The sequence below is a fragment of the Azospirillum oryzae genome, from assembly GCF_008364795.1.
In the GTDB taxonomy this organism is placed as follows: Bacteria; Pseudomonadota; Alphaproteobacteria; order Azospirillales; family Azospirillaceae; genus Azospirillum; species Azospirillum oryzae.
Map to the genome: position 1 here is coordinate 24908 of NZ_VTTM01000008.1, position 19080 is coordinate 43987.

Sequence of the window (19080 nt, forward strand, 5' to 3'; positions counted from 1 at the left end):
AGACATTAGACTAAATAATATAAACACTTATTTATAGGCGGCGCTGATTTATAAGTTGCGCTGCGCGGAAGTTGCCGCTTCAGGCGTTTTATGTGAAGTTGATATTCATGCTGTGACGCATTTGAGAGTGTCTGTCAAAATCCCGGCCGGCCACTCCGAACCCGCCGATCCGCCCCACCCGCAGCCGAAAATGGAAATGCGGATTTTCTCAATTCGTGATTTTACATTGCGTCGTTGATTTTACGTTGGGGAGTGTTTCCTTGTGGTTTCGACTGACGATGTGAGGATGGCCTACCGCCTGATCCTGGGGCGGGAGCCGGAGAACGAGACGGTGCTGCGCGATGCGGCGAACGCATGCGGGACTCTGGACGATCTGCGCGGTGCCTTCCTGAACTCCGCCGAATTCCGCGGCAAGCTGGAGGAGGACATATCTGGTCCGACCCGCTGGTCCGGCATGGAGCCGCCGATGGAGGTGGAGGACCGGGTGGACGAGGCGACCCTGGCCCGCCTGCTGGAACGCGTCGGTCTCTGCTGGACCGGGCTTGCCGAGGTCGAACCCCACTGGGCCGTCCTGACCAACGACAACTTCACCCGGTCGAACATCGCCGCGCACCAGGACGCCTTCTATGCCAGCGGCCGGAACGACGTGGACCGGCTCGCCGCTTTTCTGGCCCGCAGCAGCCTGTCGCTGCCGGCGGACGCCCGCTGCCTGGAGATCGGCTGCGGGGTCGGCCGGGTCACCGGCTGGCTGGCTGGCCGTGTCGGCCATGTCACCGCCGTCGACATCGCCCCTCCCATGCTGCGGCTCGCCGGGGAGCATCTGGGCCGGCTGGGGGTGGGCAACGTCTCGCTCGCCCACCTGGATTCCATCGCCCGCCTCGGCACGCTCGGCGCCTTCGACATCCTGTTCAGCGTGCTGGTCATCCAGCACAATCCGCCGCCGGTGATGGGCCATCTCCTGCGCACGGCGCTCGACACCCTCGCCCCCGGCGGCATCGCCTATTTCCAGCTGCCGACCTACGCGCCCGACTACCGGTTCCGCGCCGCGGACTATCTGGCCCAGGATCCTCGCAGCCATAAGATGGAGATGCACGCCCTGCCTCAGCATACGGTCTTCGCCCTGCTCGAAGAGGCCGGGTTGCGCGTTCTGGAAGTGGCGGAAGACGAGCTGGTCGGGAACCGGCTCTGGCGCTCCAACACCATCCTGGCCAGGAAATCCACCTGAAGGCGCGATGCCGGAGCATCCCCAGGTGCCGCCGCCTTAGATTGCAGCCTCCGTTCGGTCACCAAGATTTCGTAGGTCCGTCAAGAGGGCAAAAAGACACATAAATATGTTGTTGCATACGCATGGTTGCCCCATTAGACGTATGAACAATGGTGTGATGCCATTGCGCAGAGAACTTTTCTCGAACCAAGACCCTATCAAGGGTATGCAGGGGATAATTTTCTTCCTCCGATTTAATACGCGAGACTGAATATTAAGTGTCTCCAGTTCGTCGTGGGCCTGCTGAGCCGATTATGTGGAACTCTCCATGCTAGAAAAACTGATGCGGGCTCATGCTTTCGGCACGTTCGGCTCTTGTGGGGGCAGGCATGATTTTCTTCTGCTCCCTGCACCGGCCGGTCTGAAGGACCTGCCCCGAACCGGTCGTTCGCCCCTTTGTGCCGCAGCAGGAAACAGGAGTGTGCGCGCATGACCGGGAACCACGGCAAGACGGCTTCCACGGCGGCTCCAACGGGCACGGCTGCGACGATCACCCCTGTCATTCTGTCCGGCGGCATGGGAAGCCGGCTGTGGCCGTTGTCGCGCTCCCTCTATCCGAAGCAGTTCCTGCCGCTGGCAAGCGAACTGACGATGATCCAGGAAACCGCATTGCGGGTGGTCGGGGATCGTTTCGCCCCCCCGCTGGTCGTCTGCAACGAGGAGCATCGCTTCCTGGTGGCCGAACAGCTGCGCGCTGCGGCGGTTCGGCCGGCGGAAATCATCCTGGAACCCGTCGGCCGCAACACCGCCCCCGCAGTCTGCGTCGCTGCCCTGCGGCTTCTTGCCGCTGGTACCGACGGCCTGATGCTGGTGATGCCGTCGGATCATGTCATCGCATCGTCCGAGCGGTTCCTGCAGGCGGTGGACACCGCAGCCGAAGCGGCCGCGGACGGCGCGCTGGTGACCTTCGGGATCACGCCCTCCGCCCCCGAAACCGGCTATGGCTACATCAGGGCGGGGTCCGGTCCCGACGGCTGCGACGGTGTGCGCAAGGTCGAGCAGTTCGTCGAGAAGCCGGACCTCGCGACCGCGGAAGCCTATCTGCGGGACGGGTCCTATCTCTGGAACAGCGGCATCTTCCTGTTCTCCGCCAAGGCCTATGTCGCGGAACTCGAACGCACCGGCCCGCGCATCGTCGAGGCCTGCCGCCGTGCCCTCGCCGGGGCTGAACGGGATCTGACCTTCTGCCGCCTGACATCGGCGGCGTTCGCCGCTTCGCCGTCCGATTCCATCGACTGCGCGGTGATGGAGAAGACGGACCGGGCGGCCGTGGTGCCCGTCGACATGGGATGGAACGACGTCGGCGCATGGTCCGCCCTGTGGGACATCGGCGAAAAGGACAGCGACGGCAACGTGGCCCAGGGCAACGTCCTGCTTCACGACGCGCAGGATACCTACGTCCGATCCGAACATCCGCTGGTCGCCGTGGCCGGGCTCCGGAACGTGGTGGTGGTGGCGACCGACGATGCGGTGCTGGTCGCCGACCGCAGCCGGGTCCAGGACGTGAAGCACATCGTCGAGCGGCTGCGAACCGGCGAGCGCAGCGAGCACAGCCATCACACGACGGTCTACCGTCCCTGGGGATCGTACCGGAGCGTCGACCGGGGCCATCGCTTCCAGGTCAAGCGGATCATCGTCAATCCCGGCGAGAAGCTGTCGTTGCAGATGCACCACCATCGCGCGGAGCATTGGGTCGTCGTCGAAGGCGTGGCCCTGGTGACCTGCGGCAAGGAAAGTTTTCTGGTTCACGAGAACCAATCCACCTTCATCGCGGCCGGCCAGACGCACCGGCTGGAAAATCCGGGAAAGGTTCCGCTGCATCTCATCGAGGTGCAGTCCGGCGGCTATCTCGGTGAAGACGATATCATCCGCTTCGAAGATGGATATGGGCGCAGTCTGCAATCATCCTGATCGCTCTTCATCGCTGACGAAGGTTTGACTGTATCGGTTCCGGACGCAATCGACTAACAAAGGCGGCTTTTGTGGAAAAAGTTGGATATCAGAAGATAACCAAGTGCCGGATCAGCGGAAGCGATCATCTGGTTTCCGTTCTGGACCTGGGTCACCAGGAACTGACTGGTGTCTTCCCGCGCTCCAAGGAAACCCCGATAACCCGGGGACCACTGGAACTCGTCTGGTGTCCGGACAGCGGACTGCTTCAGCTTGCCCATTCCTACGATGCCGGCGAGATGTACGGCGAGAACTACGGCTACCGGTCCGGTCTCAACCAGTCGATGGTCCGGCACCTGACGCAGAAGATCCAGACCCTGGAGGCCATGGCCGGCGTCTCCGCCGGCGACGTGGTGCTCGACATCGGCTCCAACGACGCCACGTCGCTGAAGGCCTACAGGACTGCCGGACTGAAGCGCATCGGCATCGACCCCACCGGGCTGAAGTTCAAGGCCTTCTATCCCGACGACATCACCCTGGTGCCGGACTTCTTCACGGCCGCGGCGTTCCGCCGAGCCACCGACCGGCAGGCCAAGGTCATCACCTCGATCGCCATGTTCTACGACCTGGACGATCCCATCCGCTTCGCCCGCGAGGTGCACGACTCCCTGGCCGACGACGGGCTGTGGCATTTCGAGCAGAGCTACATGCCCTCGATGCTGCGGACGGTCTCGTACGACACCATCTGCCACGAGCATCTCGAATACTACTCGCTGGCGACGGTCGAATACATCCTGCGCCAGGCCGACATGCGGGTGGTCGACGTCCAGATGAACGGCGTCAACGGCGGCAGCTTCGCCGTCACCGCGGCCAAGCGCAGCAATCCGATCCGCAGCAACCGCGCGGTCATCAACTGGCTGCTGGAGCAGGAAGAGCGCATGGGCCTGAACACGCCCGTGCCCTACCGCGACTTCGAGGCCCGGGTGTTCCGCCACCGCGCGGATCTGACCCGCCTGCTCCAGTCCCTGGCCGCCGACGGCAAGAAGGTGCTGGGCTATGGCGCCTCCACCAAGGGGAACGTGGTCCTGCAGTTCTGCGGACTGACGGAAAAGGAACTGATCGCCATCGCCGAGGTGAATCCCGACAAGTTCGGCGCCTACACCCCCGGCACCCACATTCCGATCATTTCCGAGGCCGAGGCCCGGGCCATGCAGCCTGACTACTTCCTTCTGCTGCCCTGGCACTTCAAGGAAGGCGTCGTCCAGCGTGAACAGGAGTTCTTCGCCCGCGGCGGCAAGATGATCATTCCCTTCCCGGAAATCGAGATCATCTGAGGCGACCGGCCCGGGACGGAAAGCTCGGAAAAGCCTGGGCCGGAAAAGCCTGGGCCGGAAAAGCCTGGGCCGGAAAAGGATGCCGAGAAAGGGTAAGGAGCACAGGGTTTGGACGGATTCTGGTCATCGGCGGAGGGAGACCCTCCCCGGATCATGGTGACGGGGGCCGCCGGCTTCGTCGGCCGGCTCCTGGTACAGGAACTGTCCCAGCATCTCCCGGCGGGCGGGCGGATCCTCGCCTGCAGCCGGACCGGAAGCCTGAACGGCTTGCCGGCATGCGCCGATGCCGTCGCCTTCGACATGGCCGATGCGGCCGGAATAGAGGATGCGGTGCGTCGGACCATGCCGACGCACATCGTGCATCTCGCCGGCATTTCGACCCTGGCCGAAGTGGCGGCGCAGCCCGATCTTGCCTGGCAGGTGAACCTGTTCGGCTCCTTGCGCCTTGCCGAGGCCCTGGCCCGGCACCGTCCCGGCGGCAATTTCGTGTTCGTCGGCAGTTCCGAGGTCTATGGCCGCTCCTTCCAGGGCGGCGTGGCGCTGGACGAGGAAGCGCTTCTTCAGCCGACGAACCTCTATGCCTGCACCAAGGCGGCGGCCGACCAGACCTTGGGGCAGATGGCATCCGATGCCCTGAAGATCGTCCGGGTGCGCCCCTTCAATCACATCGGCCCCGGACAGGCGGAGCGTTTCGCCCTGTCCGCCTTCGCCGCCCAGATCGCCCGGATCGAACACGGCCTCCAGCCGCCCGTCATCCGCGTCGGAAATTTGGAGAGCCAGCGGGACTTCCTGGATGTCCGGGACGTGGTCGATGCCTACCGGATGATCGTCGAGCGCGCCGGCCGGTTGCCGAACGGCATCGTCTTGAACATCGCCTCCGGCGTTCCCCGGCGCATCCGGGACGGGCTGGAGGGGCTGCTCCAACTGGCGGACACCCCGATCGAGGTGGCGGTCGACGAGCGGTACATGCGCCCCAGCGACACGCCACTAGTCCTGGGCGACGCCGGCCGTGCGCGGACCCTGCTCGGCTGGGAACCGGTCCACCGGTGGGAGGACACGTTGAAGGACATACTGGAGCATTGGCGACACCAGAGGCCGCCCAAATAAAATCAGGCAGCCGCCGCGCTAACCCTTCCCTTGCGATCCCCACGATAAGGCCAACAGGAATTCAAAGTGGAAAAACATAAGATTTTCTTTGATGCCCGCTGCCTTCAGGATCCCAATTACAAGTACCGTGGGGTCGGCCGTCATTCCTCCAACATGTGCATCAGGCCGTCGGCCGATGACAAATATGTTCTGGTCGCCTGCTGTTCACGCAGCCTGCCCCCCCTGCCCCCCGAATACGAGGCACTCTTCGATCAGGTCCTGTACGGGTTCCCACGGAATCTGAACCGCACGGCGTCAATCGTATCGCTGTCTCCGATGACCGACAGCACCGATTTTGCGACCAAACCGGACGTCGGAAATCCGCTGGTGAGCGCATCGCTGATCTATGACTTCATTCCTTGGGATCATTACGGATATCTGGGCAGCAAGGAAGCGATCGACGGTTATTGCAAGCAGGTTTCCGCGCTCAACAATTTTGAGCTGTTCTTCCCGATTTCGGATTATTCGGGTAGGCGGCTGGCTGAGATTTGCAAGGTCCCGGCAAAGTCGATCGTGATGACCGGCGTGGGCGTCCACGACGACTTCTATGAAGCCGACAGCCTGCCGGCCGACACGGTGAATGCCGTCCTGCGCAAGTTCGGCCTGAAGAAAGAGCAATACCTTGCCTTCGTCGGTGGGGGAGACCCCCGCAAGAACGCGGATCTGGTCGTCGAATTGGCCGGCCGGTATTCGGCCAGGACCGGAGGCGCCGTTCCCCTGGTGATTGGCGGGCAGTATCCATACGCCATGCGTGACGCCCTGACGGAACGCTACCGGGACTGCGGCGGACGGGCCGACGGGATCACGTTCCTGCCCCATGTGTCCGACACGGAGCTTGCTGCGCTTTACCGCGGAAGCCTTGCGACGGTGGTCGCCTCCCTGATCGAGGGCTTCTCGCTGCCCGTTGTCGAGGCGATCGCCGCCGGTTCGATCGCGCTCGTGTCGGACTGCGATGCGCATCTGGAACTGGTCTCCACCCAAGAAGCAATTTTCAAGCGCACCGACGCCGATGACGCATTGGCGAAGCTGACGGCGATCGCCGGGCTGGATGCAGCGGGGCGGACCCGTCTGAAGGCTCGGCAGCAGGAGGGCGTCGACCGCTTCCGCATGTCGGCCGTGCGTGACCGGTTCTGGGCGGCCATGGACAAGGCCATCTCGGCCAAGCAGGCGGTTCCGGCCCCGGCCCCACTGCGCCGCAAGCGTCCGCGCCTCGCCATCTCGACGCCTTGGCCGCCGCAGAAGAGCGGCGTCGCCACCTACTCCTTCAACACCATCAAGGCGCTTTCCCGGCATGCGGAGGTGGACGTCTATTGCGACGTCGCGCCGGCGGATGCTCCGCCGCTGCCCGGCGTCCGGCTGCTGCCGACGAGCGAGCGGATAGGGCGCGGTTACGACCGAACCTATTTCGTGATCGGGAATTCTCATTTCCACACGCCCATGATCAACCGTCTGCTGGAGTGCGGCGGGACGGCGATCATCCACGACTCCCGTCTGTTCGAATATTACTTCACAACGATGGGAGGACTGACGCCGCAGTTCAACGCCCTCGCGACCCGGATGATCGGACGCGAGATCGCCGAACAGGACGTGCAGCTCTGGCTCAGGGATCAGCGCACCCTTCCCAACCTTTTCCTTGAGGATGTCATCGGGGCGGCCAGCGACATCATTGTTCATCACCCTGGTTTCGCGCGAGAGATCGTCAACCGGTACCGGCGCCAGCCTCAATATATTCCCTTCGCCATCCCGCCGCTGTTCGAAGACGCCGATCTGGATCCGGAACTGCGGCAGAAGATCCGATCCGAGCTGAACCTGTCTGCGAACGCGCTGTCGATTGCCACCTTCGGTTATGTGGCTCCGGTCAAGGGGCCGACCGAATGCATCTTCGCTCTCGGCGAACTGCAGGACTGGAAGATTCCGGCGAACCTGTATTTCGTCGGTGGCATCGATCCGGACTATAAGGAGAAACTGCTGAACGACGCGCGGTTCTGCGGCGTCGAGCATGCGGTTCACTTCTTCGGTGACTACGCGTCGGACGATATCTACCGGAAATTCCTTCTGGCCGCGGACTGCGGCATCCAGCTCCGGAAGATCGGCTTCGGTCAAGGAAGTGGCGCCATCGCCGAATGTGCCGCTGCCGGCATCGCCACAATCGCCAACAACAGCATTGCAGAATCCGTGGAGTCCCCCGCCTATGTCCGGCGCGTTCCCGATGTCCTCAGTCCTCCGCTGATTGCGGAGCAGATTCTGAATATTCACGAGAAAGGACTTGATTACGCGCGAGTGTCCGAAGAGCGTGGTCGTTATGTCAACAAGCATAGCTTCGATCATTATGCGATAGCGCTAATGGAATCTGTTTAACTTTCGCTTTGAGAAAATCGGCGTTTGCGCGGAGATGGGAATGTCAGCGTTCATTATAAAAGATGCGGTTCTGTTCGATCTGACCTGGTTCCTTTCATGGCCCGCGCGCACCGGGATTCAAAGGTATGTGTTCGAGCTGGCTCGGAATTGGCCGAAAGACCGGGTTCTTCTGCCAGTCATTGTCGATGATCAGGCAAGGCTCAATATCATTACGTTCGATATCTTCTCCCTCCTGGAAGAGTTCTTTCTCTGTGATCAGGAAGAAGAGCTTCTGATTATTTCGAATAAGATAAAATCTTGTGTCGATAAGCGTATGGGTCTTATCGATATCGAAGATATACCGCTTTCCGCCGGCCTGTTCCTCCCGGAGACGACCTATAACTGGACACAGGTCTGGTTCTACTCGATCATCGTTGGAAAGTTCCCGGACAAAGTCTACGTCATGACGTATGACTTTATATCCTGGCTGTCTCCTGACTGCTTCCCGCATCTCGACTGTTCCCATTACGGCATCACAGGATACCTGCGTCTTCTGCGCACCGTTCCAAACCTAGGCTTCCTCTCCAACCAGACCAAGGCAACCTTCGAGACCCGTATCCTTCGCAGGGCAGTGCAGAATCCGATCGTCCTCGGTGGGGGATCGGAGGTCTTCAAAGATACCGTGAACAGGCCGGACAATGCGCGTCCGGAGTTTGTCTTCATCGGTACCGTCCAGTTGCGCAAGCAGCATTTCCTCGTTCTTGACGTATTCGAAAAGTTGTGGGCTTCGGGCTGCAAAGTCCGTCTGACCTTTGTCGGTCAGGCCGGCAATATCAGCGAGGACGAGGCTGATCGCTTGCAGCAGCTCGCAGAAAACCAGCCCCTGTTCTCGTGGGAAAGGGGAGCGGCCGACAACGAGGTCCGCGAAGTCCTGAGCTATGCGACGGCGCTGCTCTATCCAAGTACGGAAGAGGGGCTGGGGCTTCCGCTGCTGGAGGGGCTGCGGGCCGGTATTCCGGCAATCGTTTCGCAGAACCTGCCGGCCCTGGAATTCGCAAGCGGCGGATATCTGGCTATTGATGTGAATTTCGACAATCTTGAGAAGGCCGTCTGCGCCTTCCTCGATCCCGCTTTCGCCGAAGCAAAGCGCCGCGAAATTGTTCCGTCGGCACTGCCGACGTGGAAGGGTGTCGCCCAGAGAGCCGCGGATTGGATTTACGAGGCCTATGGGTATGTTGCCCTGGAAGGGGAAGAGGGCTCGACAGTCGGTTTCAGCGAGCGTTTCGTAATTGCGAAGGCGCTCCATCGTCTCGAAAAGAGCGAAGGTGCTGCTCTCGTCTATGATTGCTTCAAAGAGCTGTTCGGGAGAGCCCCGATCGGCTCGGAAGTGGTCTCCTGGATGAGGAAATGGGAGAGGAGTTCGCCCTCCAAGCTGGATCTTGTTCTCCTTATGGTTTCTAGCCGAGAATTCATCAATGCTTATGGTGTCGATGGACTCCAGAAATGGGTCAGCGGCATGGTGTTCTACAAGAACTGCCCAGAGGTAACCTATGACTCTCGGGACGCCTCCGAAGAATATGCGGGTGTGGATTGCCGCAAGGACAAAAATGTCCTGATAGAGACCAGCATTTCGGCGATGCGCTCTCTTCTTGATGCGAGCAACGAGAACTTCATAGAGCTTTGCTACAAAATCGTTCTTGATCGTTCTCCCGACGATGGTGGTTCAAAGGGGTATAGAGATTGGCTTGCGGAAAAAAAATCCATCGAGGCGAGAAAGTTTATCATCAGTGAATTCGTTAATTCTGATGAAGCAAAAAAGAGGAATCCTGAAGATTGGCGTAGATGTATGCTAGAAATGTTAGATTTTGATGTATTTAATGAGAAAAAGATAAGCTTCCTTAAGAGGGTAACATCGGAGAGCGCTTCTCGTTCTCTTCTGAAGGAGTTGATGGATTTTGATGGAGCGGACTTTATCTCCTTTGCTCTGCGCGTCAATTTTGGGAAGCGCAAGGAGGAGCCGTCGGTTGTCGCGCCGGAGGAGCTTAGAAGTGTTGTTGAAAAAGCAAAATATTTACTTTATCTCAGCAAGTTGAGCAACGCCAGCTCGCTGAGCAATGGTTTGCAGAATTGGCTTGAACGTCTCGCTTTCCCATTGGTGACAGTGCTGCCGGAGCTTGATAGGGCTAAACAGGCTGCCTTGGTGGCAGAGCAGCTTTAGGCAAGCTTGGTCTTCAAAAAGGAAAGCGTGTTTGAGCTGTCGGCCCGGAATGTCAGACAGGCAAATTTCGGGCCGATCACTCACTGGCATGCAATTTTTCTTGAAAAAGAGTTTGCGCAAGCGTTATAAACCTAAAGTAGAAAGCTACTTTGCTTGCGAAGCAAGAGCTTATGATAACATTACTGGTATAGACATGAAGAGCGGGTGCCTCTCTGATAATCATGCGTCGGGCAAAAGAGATCGCTTTTTCTCGCGGCTTCTTTCTTTCAAGAAAAATGTAGGTCGAACTGTCCCGGGGGGCGAGCGTGCCTGAGCAATCCCCTGCGAGCGATCACTCCGACGTTGGTTATGACAGCGAAGGCGTGACTTATTTGGTTCTAACCGGCGTTGCTCGCAGTGGAACCACGGTTATGACCGATATTCTCAATGAGTCGTCTGAGATTGTGGTATTCGCCGAATATCCGATGCATGAACTGGTTGGAAAGGTCGATGGGATATTTGACTATCACCGTCTGCTGACGGATTACGTGGAGCGGATTCAACCGGAACATCAACCGGAACATCAACCGGAAAAGCCGTTGGACGAAAAACTGGTGGACGATGGCGCTGCTTCGTCCCCGGAACCGGTTGACAGCAATCCATCAGAGCCTGCCAGTGATCAGCCTCACCATATCGAAGCTCTTTCAAGCCAGAAGCCTTTGTCCGATGGCGTGGATACCTTCCGCGCCACCAGAGAGCTTGCAATACAGTTGAAGCACCGTGAGCGAGCGCCTACAGAGGAATTGCTCAAGCCCATCCTCAACCATACGTTCGCACTTGCATCTGGTAAGAGAAACCTAAAAATTATGGGGTGTAAAACTCCGAACTATTTCGATTTGACTAATATAGATTACATCAAAGATAAGCTTGGAAATCTGAAAATTATTATAATGGTCAGAAATCCCATCGATGTTGTAAATTCCTCCATTGCTAGGAGGAATAAGGCAATGGTGGGTGCTGACGTCTGGCCGATCCGCAATATCGATGAGGAGTGTGAGGAGACGTCAAGGCTCTTCATGGACCTTCGTTCTGTTGCCGAGCGGTTCGATAATGATATTTTCTTAATAAAGTATGAGGACATACAGAATAGCCGCGATAAAATCAGCAAAGGCATCGTGGATTTTCTTGGATTAGAAGAGCCATTGCGTATGGATATGTTCGAATCCATTCCAGAAAGTCTACGTCGATATGCCCTTTCGAGCGAGGAGCAGACCGTCTCCCACTCTTGGTTCGGGCATATCGAAGCGGTTTGGCCAACGTTGGATCTGACTGGGCCCGCCTCTTCCAAGCGGATCGAGGCGCTATCCGTCTTCGCCCCACTGGTCAGGTGTGGCGATGGTCAGGATATGTCGTCGCCGTCGAGCCGCCGTTTTCTGCTGAATGGCTGGAGCGTCATCGAGCCGTGGGGCATTTGGTCCGACAGTGAAGCGGCTGAACTCGTCTTCTCCGCTCAACCCGGTTCGGAACCATCGGAGGTGACGGTAACGCTGATCCTTTCACCCTGCAGAATTAGTGATTTCGCCGTGCGTGTTTGGCGTAATGGCGAAGATTTAGGATGGTTGACCTTCTCAAGCGATGATGAACCAGAATATCTGACAATTGTCCGTAGTGAGCAAGTCCTGCCGCTTGGGCATCTGGAGGCTCAAAACTCGATGACGCTTGAAATTCCATTGTCCTATTTGGAAGGGTATGGACTATGGAATTGCCGAATTACGTTCGATATCCAGAATGCGGTCTCATTGGCGGATAACGGCCATTCGGCCGACACCAGAAAACTGGGTGTCGGTCTCACTCACTTGGCTTTCTCATGAAGGCCGGAGCGGGGTGACAGTGGCGCACAAATGTGGCCGTCCAAAGATGGTTTTCTTTGGAGATAACCAAAGGAATCTGACTTGGAATATAAAGGACATCGAATGGATCGGGAGGCAAATTGTAAGAATACATCATGTGCTTCGGGCGTGATGGACAGGAAGAGATTTATAATGTATTATGTTATATGCAAATGCATTGCGGCATAAATCATAAGGCTGGCTCTAATTTTGTTTAGGGTTTCGCCAATTACTAGAGGAATGAACGTTGTGTCCAAGGTCGCTTTGATCACCGGCGTGACCGGTCAGGACGGTGCCTATCTCTCGGAACTGCTGCTGTCCAAGGGCTACACGGTGCATGGGCTGAAGCGACGGTCGTCGTCGTTCAACACGGGGCGGGTGGAGCATCTCTACCGCGACCCGCATGAAGAGGACGTGCGCTTCTTCATGCATTACGGCGACCTGACGGACAGCACCAACCTGATCCGCCTGGTCCAGCAGATCCAACCGACCGAGATCTACAATCTGGCCGCCCAGAGCCACGTCCATGTGAGCTTCGAGACGCCGGAATACACCGCCAACGCCGACGGCATCGGCACGCTGCGCCTCTTGGAAGCCATCCGCATCCTGGGCCTGGAGAAGACCGCGCGCTTCTATCAGGCCTCCACCTCGGAGCTGTACGGCAAGGTGCAGGAGACGCCGCAGCGCGAAACCACGCCCTTCTACCCGCGCAGCCCCTATGCCGCCGCCAAGCTGTACGCCTACTGGATCACGGTGAACTACCGCGAAGCCTACGGCATGCATGCCAGCAACGGCATCCTGTTCAACCATGAAAGCCCGCTCCGCGGCGAGACCTTCGTCACCCGCAAGATCACCCGCGCCGTCGCCGCCATCGAGCATGGCCGGCAGGATTGCCTGTATCTGGGCAACCTGGACGCCAAGCGCGACTGGGGCCATGCGCGCGACTATGTCGAGGGCATGTGGCGCATCCTGCAGCAGGACGAGGCCGACGACTACGTGCTGGCCACCGGCGAGACCCACAGCGTGCGCAGCTTCGTCGAGCTGGCCTTCGGCCATATCGGCCGCGGCATCGAGTGGCGCGGCGAGGGGGTGGACGAGGAAGGCATCTGCCAGAAGACCGGCAAGGTGGTGGTCCGCATCGACCCGGCCTATTTCCGCCCGACCGAGGTCGACCTGCTGCTGGGCGATCCCAGCAAGGCGCGCGAGAAGCTGGGCTGGACCCACACCACCGCCTTCCGCGATCTGGTGCGGGACATGGTCGATGCCGACATGGCCGCCATCGCCGGTGCCGGACTCCAGCTGGTCGAGCCTGCCGAATGAGCCGCGGGCGGACCGCCCTTATCTTCGGAATCGGCGGCCAGGACGGGTCCTGGCTTGCCGACCTGCTGGTCCGGCGCGGCTATGCCGTTCACGGCACCTCGCGTGACCGCGAGGCGTCCTCCTTCGCCAACCTGCGGCGGCTCGGCCTGTTCGGCCGGGTGCACCTGCACTCCGCCGGCCTGAACGACTTCCGCAGCGTCGCGCAGGTCATCAAGGAGGTCCGGCCGACCGAGATCTACAATCTGGCCGGCCAGTCCTCGGTCGGGCTGTCCTTCGACCAGCCGGTGGAAACGCTGGACAGCATCGTCCACGGTACGGTCAACATCCTGGAAGCCATCCGCTTCCTGGGGATCGACACCCGGTTCTACAACGCGTCGTCCAGCGAGTGTTTCGGCAATACGGAGCATGGACCGGCCGGCGAAACCCATTCCTTCCATCCCCGCAGCCCCTATGGCGTGGGCAAGGCGGCGGCCTACTGGGCGGTCGCCAACTACCGGGAGGCCTATGGGCTGTTCGCCTGCTCCGGCATCCTGTTCAACCATGAATCGCCGCTGCGTCCGGCCCGCTACGTCACCCAGAAGATCGTCCGCGGCGCCGCCGACATCGCCGAAGGCCGCGCCGACCAGCTGTGTCTGGGCGACCTCTCCGTTGCACGGGACTGGGGCTGGGCACCGGAATATGTCGACGCCATGGCCCGCATGCTGGCCCATGACCAGCCGGAAGACTTCGTCATCGCCACCGGCCGGCTGCACACGCTGGAGGAGTTCGTCCGGCTCGTCTTCGACTGCTTCGGGCTGGACTGGCGCCGGTATGTGGAGATCGATCCCGGTCTGCGGCGTCCCGCCGACATAACGCACAGCGTCGGCGATCCCGGCAAGGCCAACCGCCTGTTGGGGTGGAGCGCGGAAACGACCATGCCGGGCGTCGTCGCCAAGCTGGTCGAGGCCGAACGGATCCGCCGGCGGGATGGAAGCCCGGCGGGCAATCCTGCTGGCAGTCCGGCTGAAAATCTGATGTCAATTCCGCTGGCCGTTCCGGCCTGAATCGGAGCCCCCGCTTCAGAACCTTCCCCGCACGAATGTCCGGTCGAAAAGGGCCGCATAGACGGCACCGACCGTCACCGGTGCATAGGTCGCCGTCACCAGCGCCTGCCCCTGGTCGGCAAGCCGGCGCCGAAGCCAGGAATCCTCGGCCAGCCGGCGCATCCACCAGGCGGCATGCCCGACGTCCGGCTCAGCCCACGACAACCCGTCGCCGAACGGGTATTCGCCGGGTGCCAGGGGGCGGACCACATGGTCGACCAGGGCGGCGGTGCCGGGCGTGGTGAAGTCCATGTTCCCGGAAAAGCCGGTGGCGATGGCCGGCTTGCCCAGCATCATCGTCTCGGCGATGTTGCGCCCGAATCCTTCGGCGCGATGCAGCGACACGAAACTGTCGCACACCCGGTAGAGGTCCAGAACGGCGCCCCGGCTCAGGGTGCGGTCGATGATGGAAATCCGGGGATCGGCCGCCGCCGCCGCAAGGACCTCCTGCCAGACCGGCTGTTCCGGAGTGGCGCGCATCGCCTTGACCACCAGCCCGACCGGTTCGCTGCCAAGCGGGAAGGCCTGTTGGAACGCATGCACGCAGGCCAGCGGGTTCTTGCGGGACAGGTGCGACAGGGTGTCGAACGCGAACACGAACAGCAGGCGGTTTTCCGGCAGCCCGAAGTCGCGCCGCGTCAGCCCGGCCGTGGCATCGACGGTGACCGCCATCGGCATGTGGCGAACCGGCTTGGGGCTGCTTTTCGTGAAGGCTTCATAGGTATAGCGGCTCGACGCCCAGACTTCGTCCACGAGGTCGTAGGCATGCCGCCAGACGGCGGGCCATTCCGGCAGTTCCCAGGGCCAATAGCCGATGGTCCGGCGCCCGTCGAACAGGCGCCGGCCCTCCACTGCGGCCAGCCGGGCGGTCTCGATCCCGGTGGTGCACAGCATGTTGACGGCATAGGGCAGGCCGTCGGCGATCAGCCCCTCGACGCTGTCGTCGCCCTGGCAGACGTCGGCGCCGGGTTCCACATTGTAGATGCTGAAGGGAACGCCGGCGGCCTGCAGCGCGCGTGCCGCCATGCGGACATCCTCACCGATCCCGAACTGGCCGCGGGCATAGCCGATCAGGTTGATGCCGGGCCGCAGCTCGGCGGGGCGCCTGATCGCCGGAGCGGCGGGGGTGTCCGTGGCGGCAACCAGCCGGATCAGCGGATGCGTCTTCGGGCCTTCGGTCGTGGCCCATTGCGTGAAGGCCGGGTTCTCGATGGTGCCGAAGCGCTTCTGCAGATCCGGATCGATCGACAGCAGCATCGCCCACGCCATCGGCACACCGGAGACCGGCCGCTTCAGGACCTGCATCTGGCGGTCGTCCACCAGCTCTTCCAGCCGCAACTGCGTCAGGCCGGTCGTGAAGTACCAGAGCACGAAGGTCGCGCGCGATTGCGGCGTGTCCAGGGGGAAGGCGTCCTGGAGAAACGGGTGCCGGAGCCACAGCCACCGCATCAGACGGGTGACGGGCAGCAGCGCGCCATCGCCGGACCGGTCCAGGTCGTCGGCCGGGTCGTTCACGAACCGCTTCTGCTCGGCGGTGACGAAGCGGGCCAGCCCCATCTCCGACATGCCATAGGTGAAGTACCACCAGACGAAGCGTTGCTGTCCGTCCTGGGTTCCAAGGTCGAAATTCGTCTGCAGGTCGGGCCGCAGGGTCCAGATCTGCTTCATCAGGCCGGTCAGCACCGGCTGCACCCCCGGCAAGGCTTCCGGCGCCGGTTCGCTCAGCAGGGCGGTCGGGAAGCGGTGGCCGGCCTCGGCGAGCGCCCGGTATTCATGGGTGCCGCCCAGGAGCAGCCATGTCTCGAACCGCGCCCGGTCCTCGCCGTACAGCTGGCGCAGGTCCGGTCTGGTCAGCCAGATGGTTTCCTTGATGCCGGAGAGCCATGCATCGTCCGCCGCAGTGGCATCGGAATTATGTCCAGTCACAGCATCATCCTCGTAAACGGTGCGGCCATGCGGTTGAAGGCCCGGTTATGGAAGGGGTCGTCGAGAAGGGCGCCCCATTCGGCCCGCAACCGGTCCAGGTCGCTCCGGTGGGTACCGCTGCCAGCCTGCCCGAAGAAATAGCCGCGGGTTCTCGATTCCAGGTGATAGAGGCAGGCGGACGGATCATAGACCACCCGCCAGCCTGCCCGCCGCGCAGCCAGGCAGTAGATGACGTCGTTCCAATTGGTGGGCCAGTTCGCATCGAAACCGCCGACCGTCTCGAACAGCGTGCGGCGGGTGATCAGGCATGCTCCCGTCACGGCGGCGGCGGAACGCAGGATGAGATTGCGTCCCAGATATCCGCTCCCGGTCCCGGCGGCACCGCCCGTCTCGTGGATGGCGCCCTGCTCGACGCTGGTGACGATCCCGGCATGCTGGATGCTGCCGTCGCCGTAGAGCAGGCGTGCGCCGACGATGCCGACGCCGGGCAGGCCCAGGGTCGCCACCGCCCGGCTCAGCCAGCGGGGATCGGCCGCCATGGTGTCGTCGTTGAGGAAGACCAGGACCTCGCCCGTCGCCCTGGCGGCGGCGAGATTGTTCATGTCCGCCCAATTGAAGGGGCCGTGATAGGGCATGACGTCGACATTGCGCTGGTCCCGCATGGCGGCGATCAGGGCGACGCTGTCGGGGTCCTCGTTCTGATGATCGATCACCAGGATCTGCATCGGCCCCGGATAGGCCTGCCGGACCCGGAGCAGCGAATCCAGGCAGTTGCGCAGCAGCACCGGGGCGTTGCGCGTCGGCACGATCACGCTGACCGTCGGGAATGCGGCGGGACGCGGATCGATCCCGCAGGGCTCGACCAGCGTCTGGCCGTCATCGCCGGCCAGCGGCACCGTCCGCACGGTCATCGCCAGACCCCGGCGTCCGGCCCAGGCCTCCACCGCCGCCGGGTCGCCGGCCAGAATACGGGGCAGGCCGTCGGGGCTGCGCGGGTCGGCGGCCTGCTCCAGGCTGTACAGCACCGACGGGATGTGGCGGACCCTGTCCGGCGGGATGCAGTCGGACAGGCGCAGCATCAGGTCGTGCAGGCTGGACGGCGGCTCCCCATCGGCGATGGCGAAGGCTTTCAGCAGGGCTTCCGGCGTCACCATGACCATCGGGCCGGCATAGTCGCAGGCCAGGAGCATGATCGGATCGAAGTCTGGCTTGAACAGCGGAATGGTCTGCCGGGGGGTTCCGTTGCGCGGATCGACCATGGTGTCGTGGTCGCTGTAGGCGACGGCGGCCTGCTGCGCGGTGCCGGGCTCCAGCGCCGCGAGGAAGGTGGCGATCGCGTCCTCCCGCAGGGTGCCGGCGCATCCGACCACCAGATGGGCGCCGGCGGCGAGGGCCGGGTGACCGGCGACGAGGCGCGGCAGCGCTGCGGGGGCGGCCACCACCGCCCGGCCTTGCGCCTCCAGCGGATGGATCAGGGCGCCGATCTCGTCGCCGAGCGATGCGGCCGCCCCGTCATTCGCGCTGCCGTCTGCCCCGTCCTCTCCGCCTGCGGCAAGCACGGTGAGGGTCCAGCGGTCCTGCCGCTGGCTCTCCAGCGAGGCGAGCAGCCGGCGCACCGGCGCCGCGGCAAGCGCCGTTTCCAGCAGGATCACGTTGACGGCGGTGCCGGTGTCGGTGCCGGTGTCCATGGTCGCGTCCCGCCCGATGGCCGGGCGGTTGCAGGACAGGATCGCTTGCGCCTTCAACTCTCCATAGGCGGAGGGGGGCGGGCTGACTTGCCGGATCGCGTGGGGAAGATGCTGCTCCAGATTGGCGAGCAGGTCCTTGACCGACTGGATGGCGGACAGCATGCGGCCAAGGTCGTCCAGGGCCCCCGGCAGGTTCGCCTTGACGTAGATGTCGCCGCCGAACCGGGCCTTGGAATGGGCGTCGCAGGCCTGCAAGGTCGCTCCACGGGCGGCAAGCTCCGCATGCTCCCGGGGAATGTCATAGACGAAGCCATGCTCGCCGCTGCCGCCGATCCGCTCCCCCAGGCCGGGAACGAAGCGGTCGCAACGGACCGCACCGACGAAACGGCCGCCCAGCGACAGTTCCAGCACCACCCGTTCGGAGAAATCCTGCGTATTGGCGCACCATCCCGATATGGTGCCGGCGCTGCTGTGGGAGACCTCGCCGACGAGCTGGCGGGTCGGCGCCAGTTCGACGGCGGCGACCCGGTCGCGCAGGCCGCTGCGCAGGAACCAGTCGGCCACCGCGGCGGGCAGCATGGCGTGGAAGGTCTCGTCGCGCAGGATGGTCAGCAGCCAGAACCGCCAGGAACGGCTTGCCGACAGGCGTTCCCGGCCATCGGCCGACAGCGGCAGCCGGTCCGTCGCCCAGCGGGCCAGGGCATCGTCCGGGGCCGGGGCCAGGGTGACATGCGGCAGGACCTGATGGCCGGTCAGGCCGTCGGCGACACTGCCCAGAAACTCCCCCCGCATCAGATACTGGCCGAAGAACTCCGGAAGCGTGCAATCGACGGCGGCCATCGCCTCCCGGGCGTTGCGCGGGTGCCGGCCCAGAAACAGGCGGTAGCCGTTGAAGACGTCGTCAAGGCTGGTGCGTGGCGGGACGGCATGGCCTTGTGACGGTGCGGGACCCCATGCTTCGTTCAGACTGCGGTTCATCTCCGGTCTTTTCCCACAACGCTCCGTGC

The 19080-nt window shown here is 62.1% G+C and carries 11 protein-coding genes; 9 read left to right on the plus strand and 2 right to left on the minus strand.

What is annotated here, in order from left to right:
• Positions 1–286: 286 nt before the first annotated feature.
• The 9 genes from FZ938_RS20480 (at position 287) to FZ938_RS20520 (ending at position 14420) form a co-directional block, all read left to right on the plus strand.
• Complete coding sequence (locus FZ938_RS20480) at positions 287–1225, plus strand: class I SAM-dependent methyltransferase (protein WP_149200297.1); 939 nt, start codon at positions 287–289, stop codon at positions 1223–1225.
• A 468-nt stretch (positions 1226–1693) separates the two neighbouring features.
• The gene (locus tag FZ938_RS20485; RefSeq protein WP_149200298.1) at positions 1694–3175 is read left to right on the plus strand and encodes a mannose-1-phosphate guanylyltransferase/mannose-6-phosphate isomerase; all 1482 of its coding nucleotides are present in this window, start codon (positions 1694–1696) and stop codon (positions 3173–3175) included.
• A gap of 71 nt (positions 3176–3246) precedes the next feature.
• Complete coding sequence (locus FZ938_RS20490) at positions 3247–4488, plus strand: class I SAM-dependent methyltransferase (RefSeq protein ID WP_149200299.1); 1242 nt, start codon at positions 3247–3249, stop codon at positions 4486–4488.
• A gap of 108 nt (positions 4489–4596) precedes the next feature.
• Positions 4597–5595 (plus strand): GDP-mannose 4,6-dehydratase, encoded by a 999-nt coding sequence (locus FZ938_RS20495; protein ID WP_246799078.1) that lies wholly within the window; start codon positions 4597–4599, stop codon positions 5593–5595.
• A 66-nt stretch (positions 5596–5661) separates the two neighbouring features.
• Positions 5662–7992: a glycosyltransferase gene (locus tag FZ938_RS20500; protein ID WP_149200301.1), complete on the plus strand. Its 2331-nt coding sequence runs from the start codon at positions 5662–5664 to the stop codon at positions 7990–7992.
• A gap of 40 nt (positions 7993–8032) precedes the next feature.
• Complete coding sequence (locus tag FZ938_RS20505; protein WP_174756945.1) at positions 8033–10189, plus strand: glycosyltransferase; 2157 nt, start codon at positions 8033–8035, stop codon at positions 10187–10189.
• A 305-nt stretch (positions 10190–10494) separates the two neighbouring features.
• Positions 10495–12039, plus strand: a complete 1545-nt coding sequence (locus FZ938_RS20510; RefSeq protein ID WP_149200303.1) for a sulfotransferase — start codon at positions 10495–10497, stop codon at positions 12037–12039.
• 258 nt (positions 12040–12297) lie between these two features.
• Positions 12298–13377 (plus strand): GDP-mannose 4,6-dehydratase, encoded by a 1080-nt coding sequence (gene gmd / locus FZ938_RS20515; RefSeq protein WP_149200304.1) that lies wholly within the window; start codon positions 12298–12300, stop codon positions 13375–13377.
• A complete protein-coding gene (locus FZ938_RS20520; RefSeq protein WP_149200305.1) occupies positions 13374–14420 on the plus strand; it encodes a GDP-mannose 4,6-dehydratase in 1047 nt (348 codons plus the stop codon). The genes gmd and FZ938_RS20520 overlap by 4 nt, the downstream gene beginning before the upstream one ends.
• 15 nt (positions 14421–14435) lie before the next feature.
• On the opposite strand, the gene FZ938_RS20525 is transcribed toward FZ938_RS20520, so the two are convergent.
• Entirely contained in the window at positions 14436–16385 is a 1950-nt protein-coding gene (locus FZ938_RS20525; protein WP_149200306.1) for a glycosyltransferase family protein, read from the minus strand.
• The gene (locus FZ938_RS20530; RefSeq protein ID WP_149200307.1) at positions 16382–19051 is read right to left on the minus strand and encodes a glycosyltransferase family 2 protein; all 2670 of its coding nucleotides are present in this window, start codon (positions 19049–19051) and stop codon (positions 16382–16384) included. The genes FZ938_RS20525 and FZ938_RS20530 overlap by 4 nt, the downstream gene beginning before the upstream one ends.
• Positions 19052–19080 lie beyond the last annotated feature (29 nt).

Bases quoted from the DNA above. Each gene is read 5' to 3' on its own strand.
- FZ938_RS20480 (WP_149200297.1), top strand. From the start codon at position 287: ATGGCCTACCGCCTGATCCTGGGGCGGGAGCCGGAGAACGAGACGGTG.
- FZ938_RS20485 (WP_149200298.1), top strand. From the start codon at position 1,694: ATGACCGGGAACCACGGCAAGACGGCTTCCACGGCGGCTCCAACGGGC.
- gmd (WP_149200304.1), top strand. From the start codon at position 12,298: ATGAACGTTGTGTCCAAGGTCGCTTTGATCACCGGCGTGACCGGTCAG.
- FZ938_RS20520 (WP_149200305.1), top strand. From the start codon at position 13,374: ATGAGCCGCGGGCGGACCGCCCTTATCTTCGGAATCGGCGGCCAGGAC.
- FZ938_RS20505 (WP_174756945.1), top strand. From the start codon at position 8,033: ATGTCAGCGTTCATTATAAAAGATGCGGTTCTGTTCGATCTGACCTGG.
- FZ938_RS20530 (WP_149200307.1), bottom strand. From the start codon at position 19,051: ATGAACCGCAGTCTGAACGAAGCATGGGGTCCCGCACCGTCACAAGGC.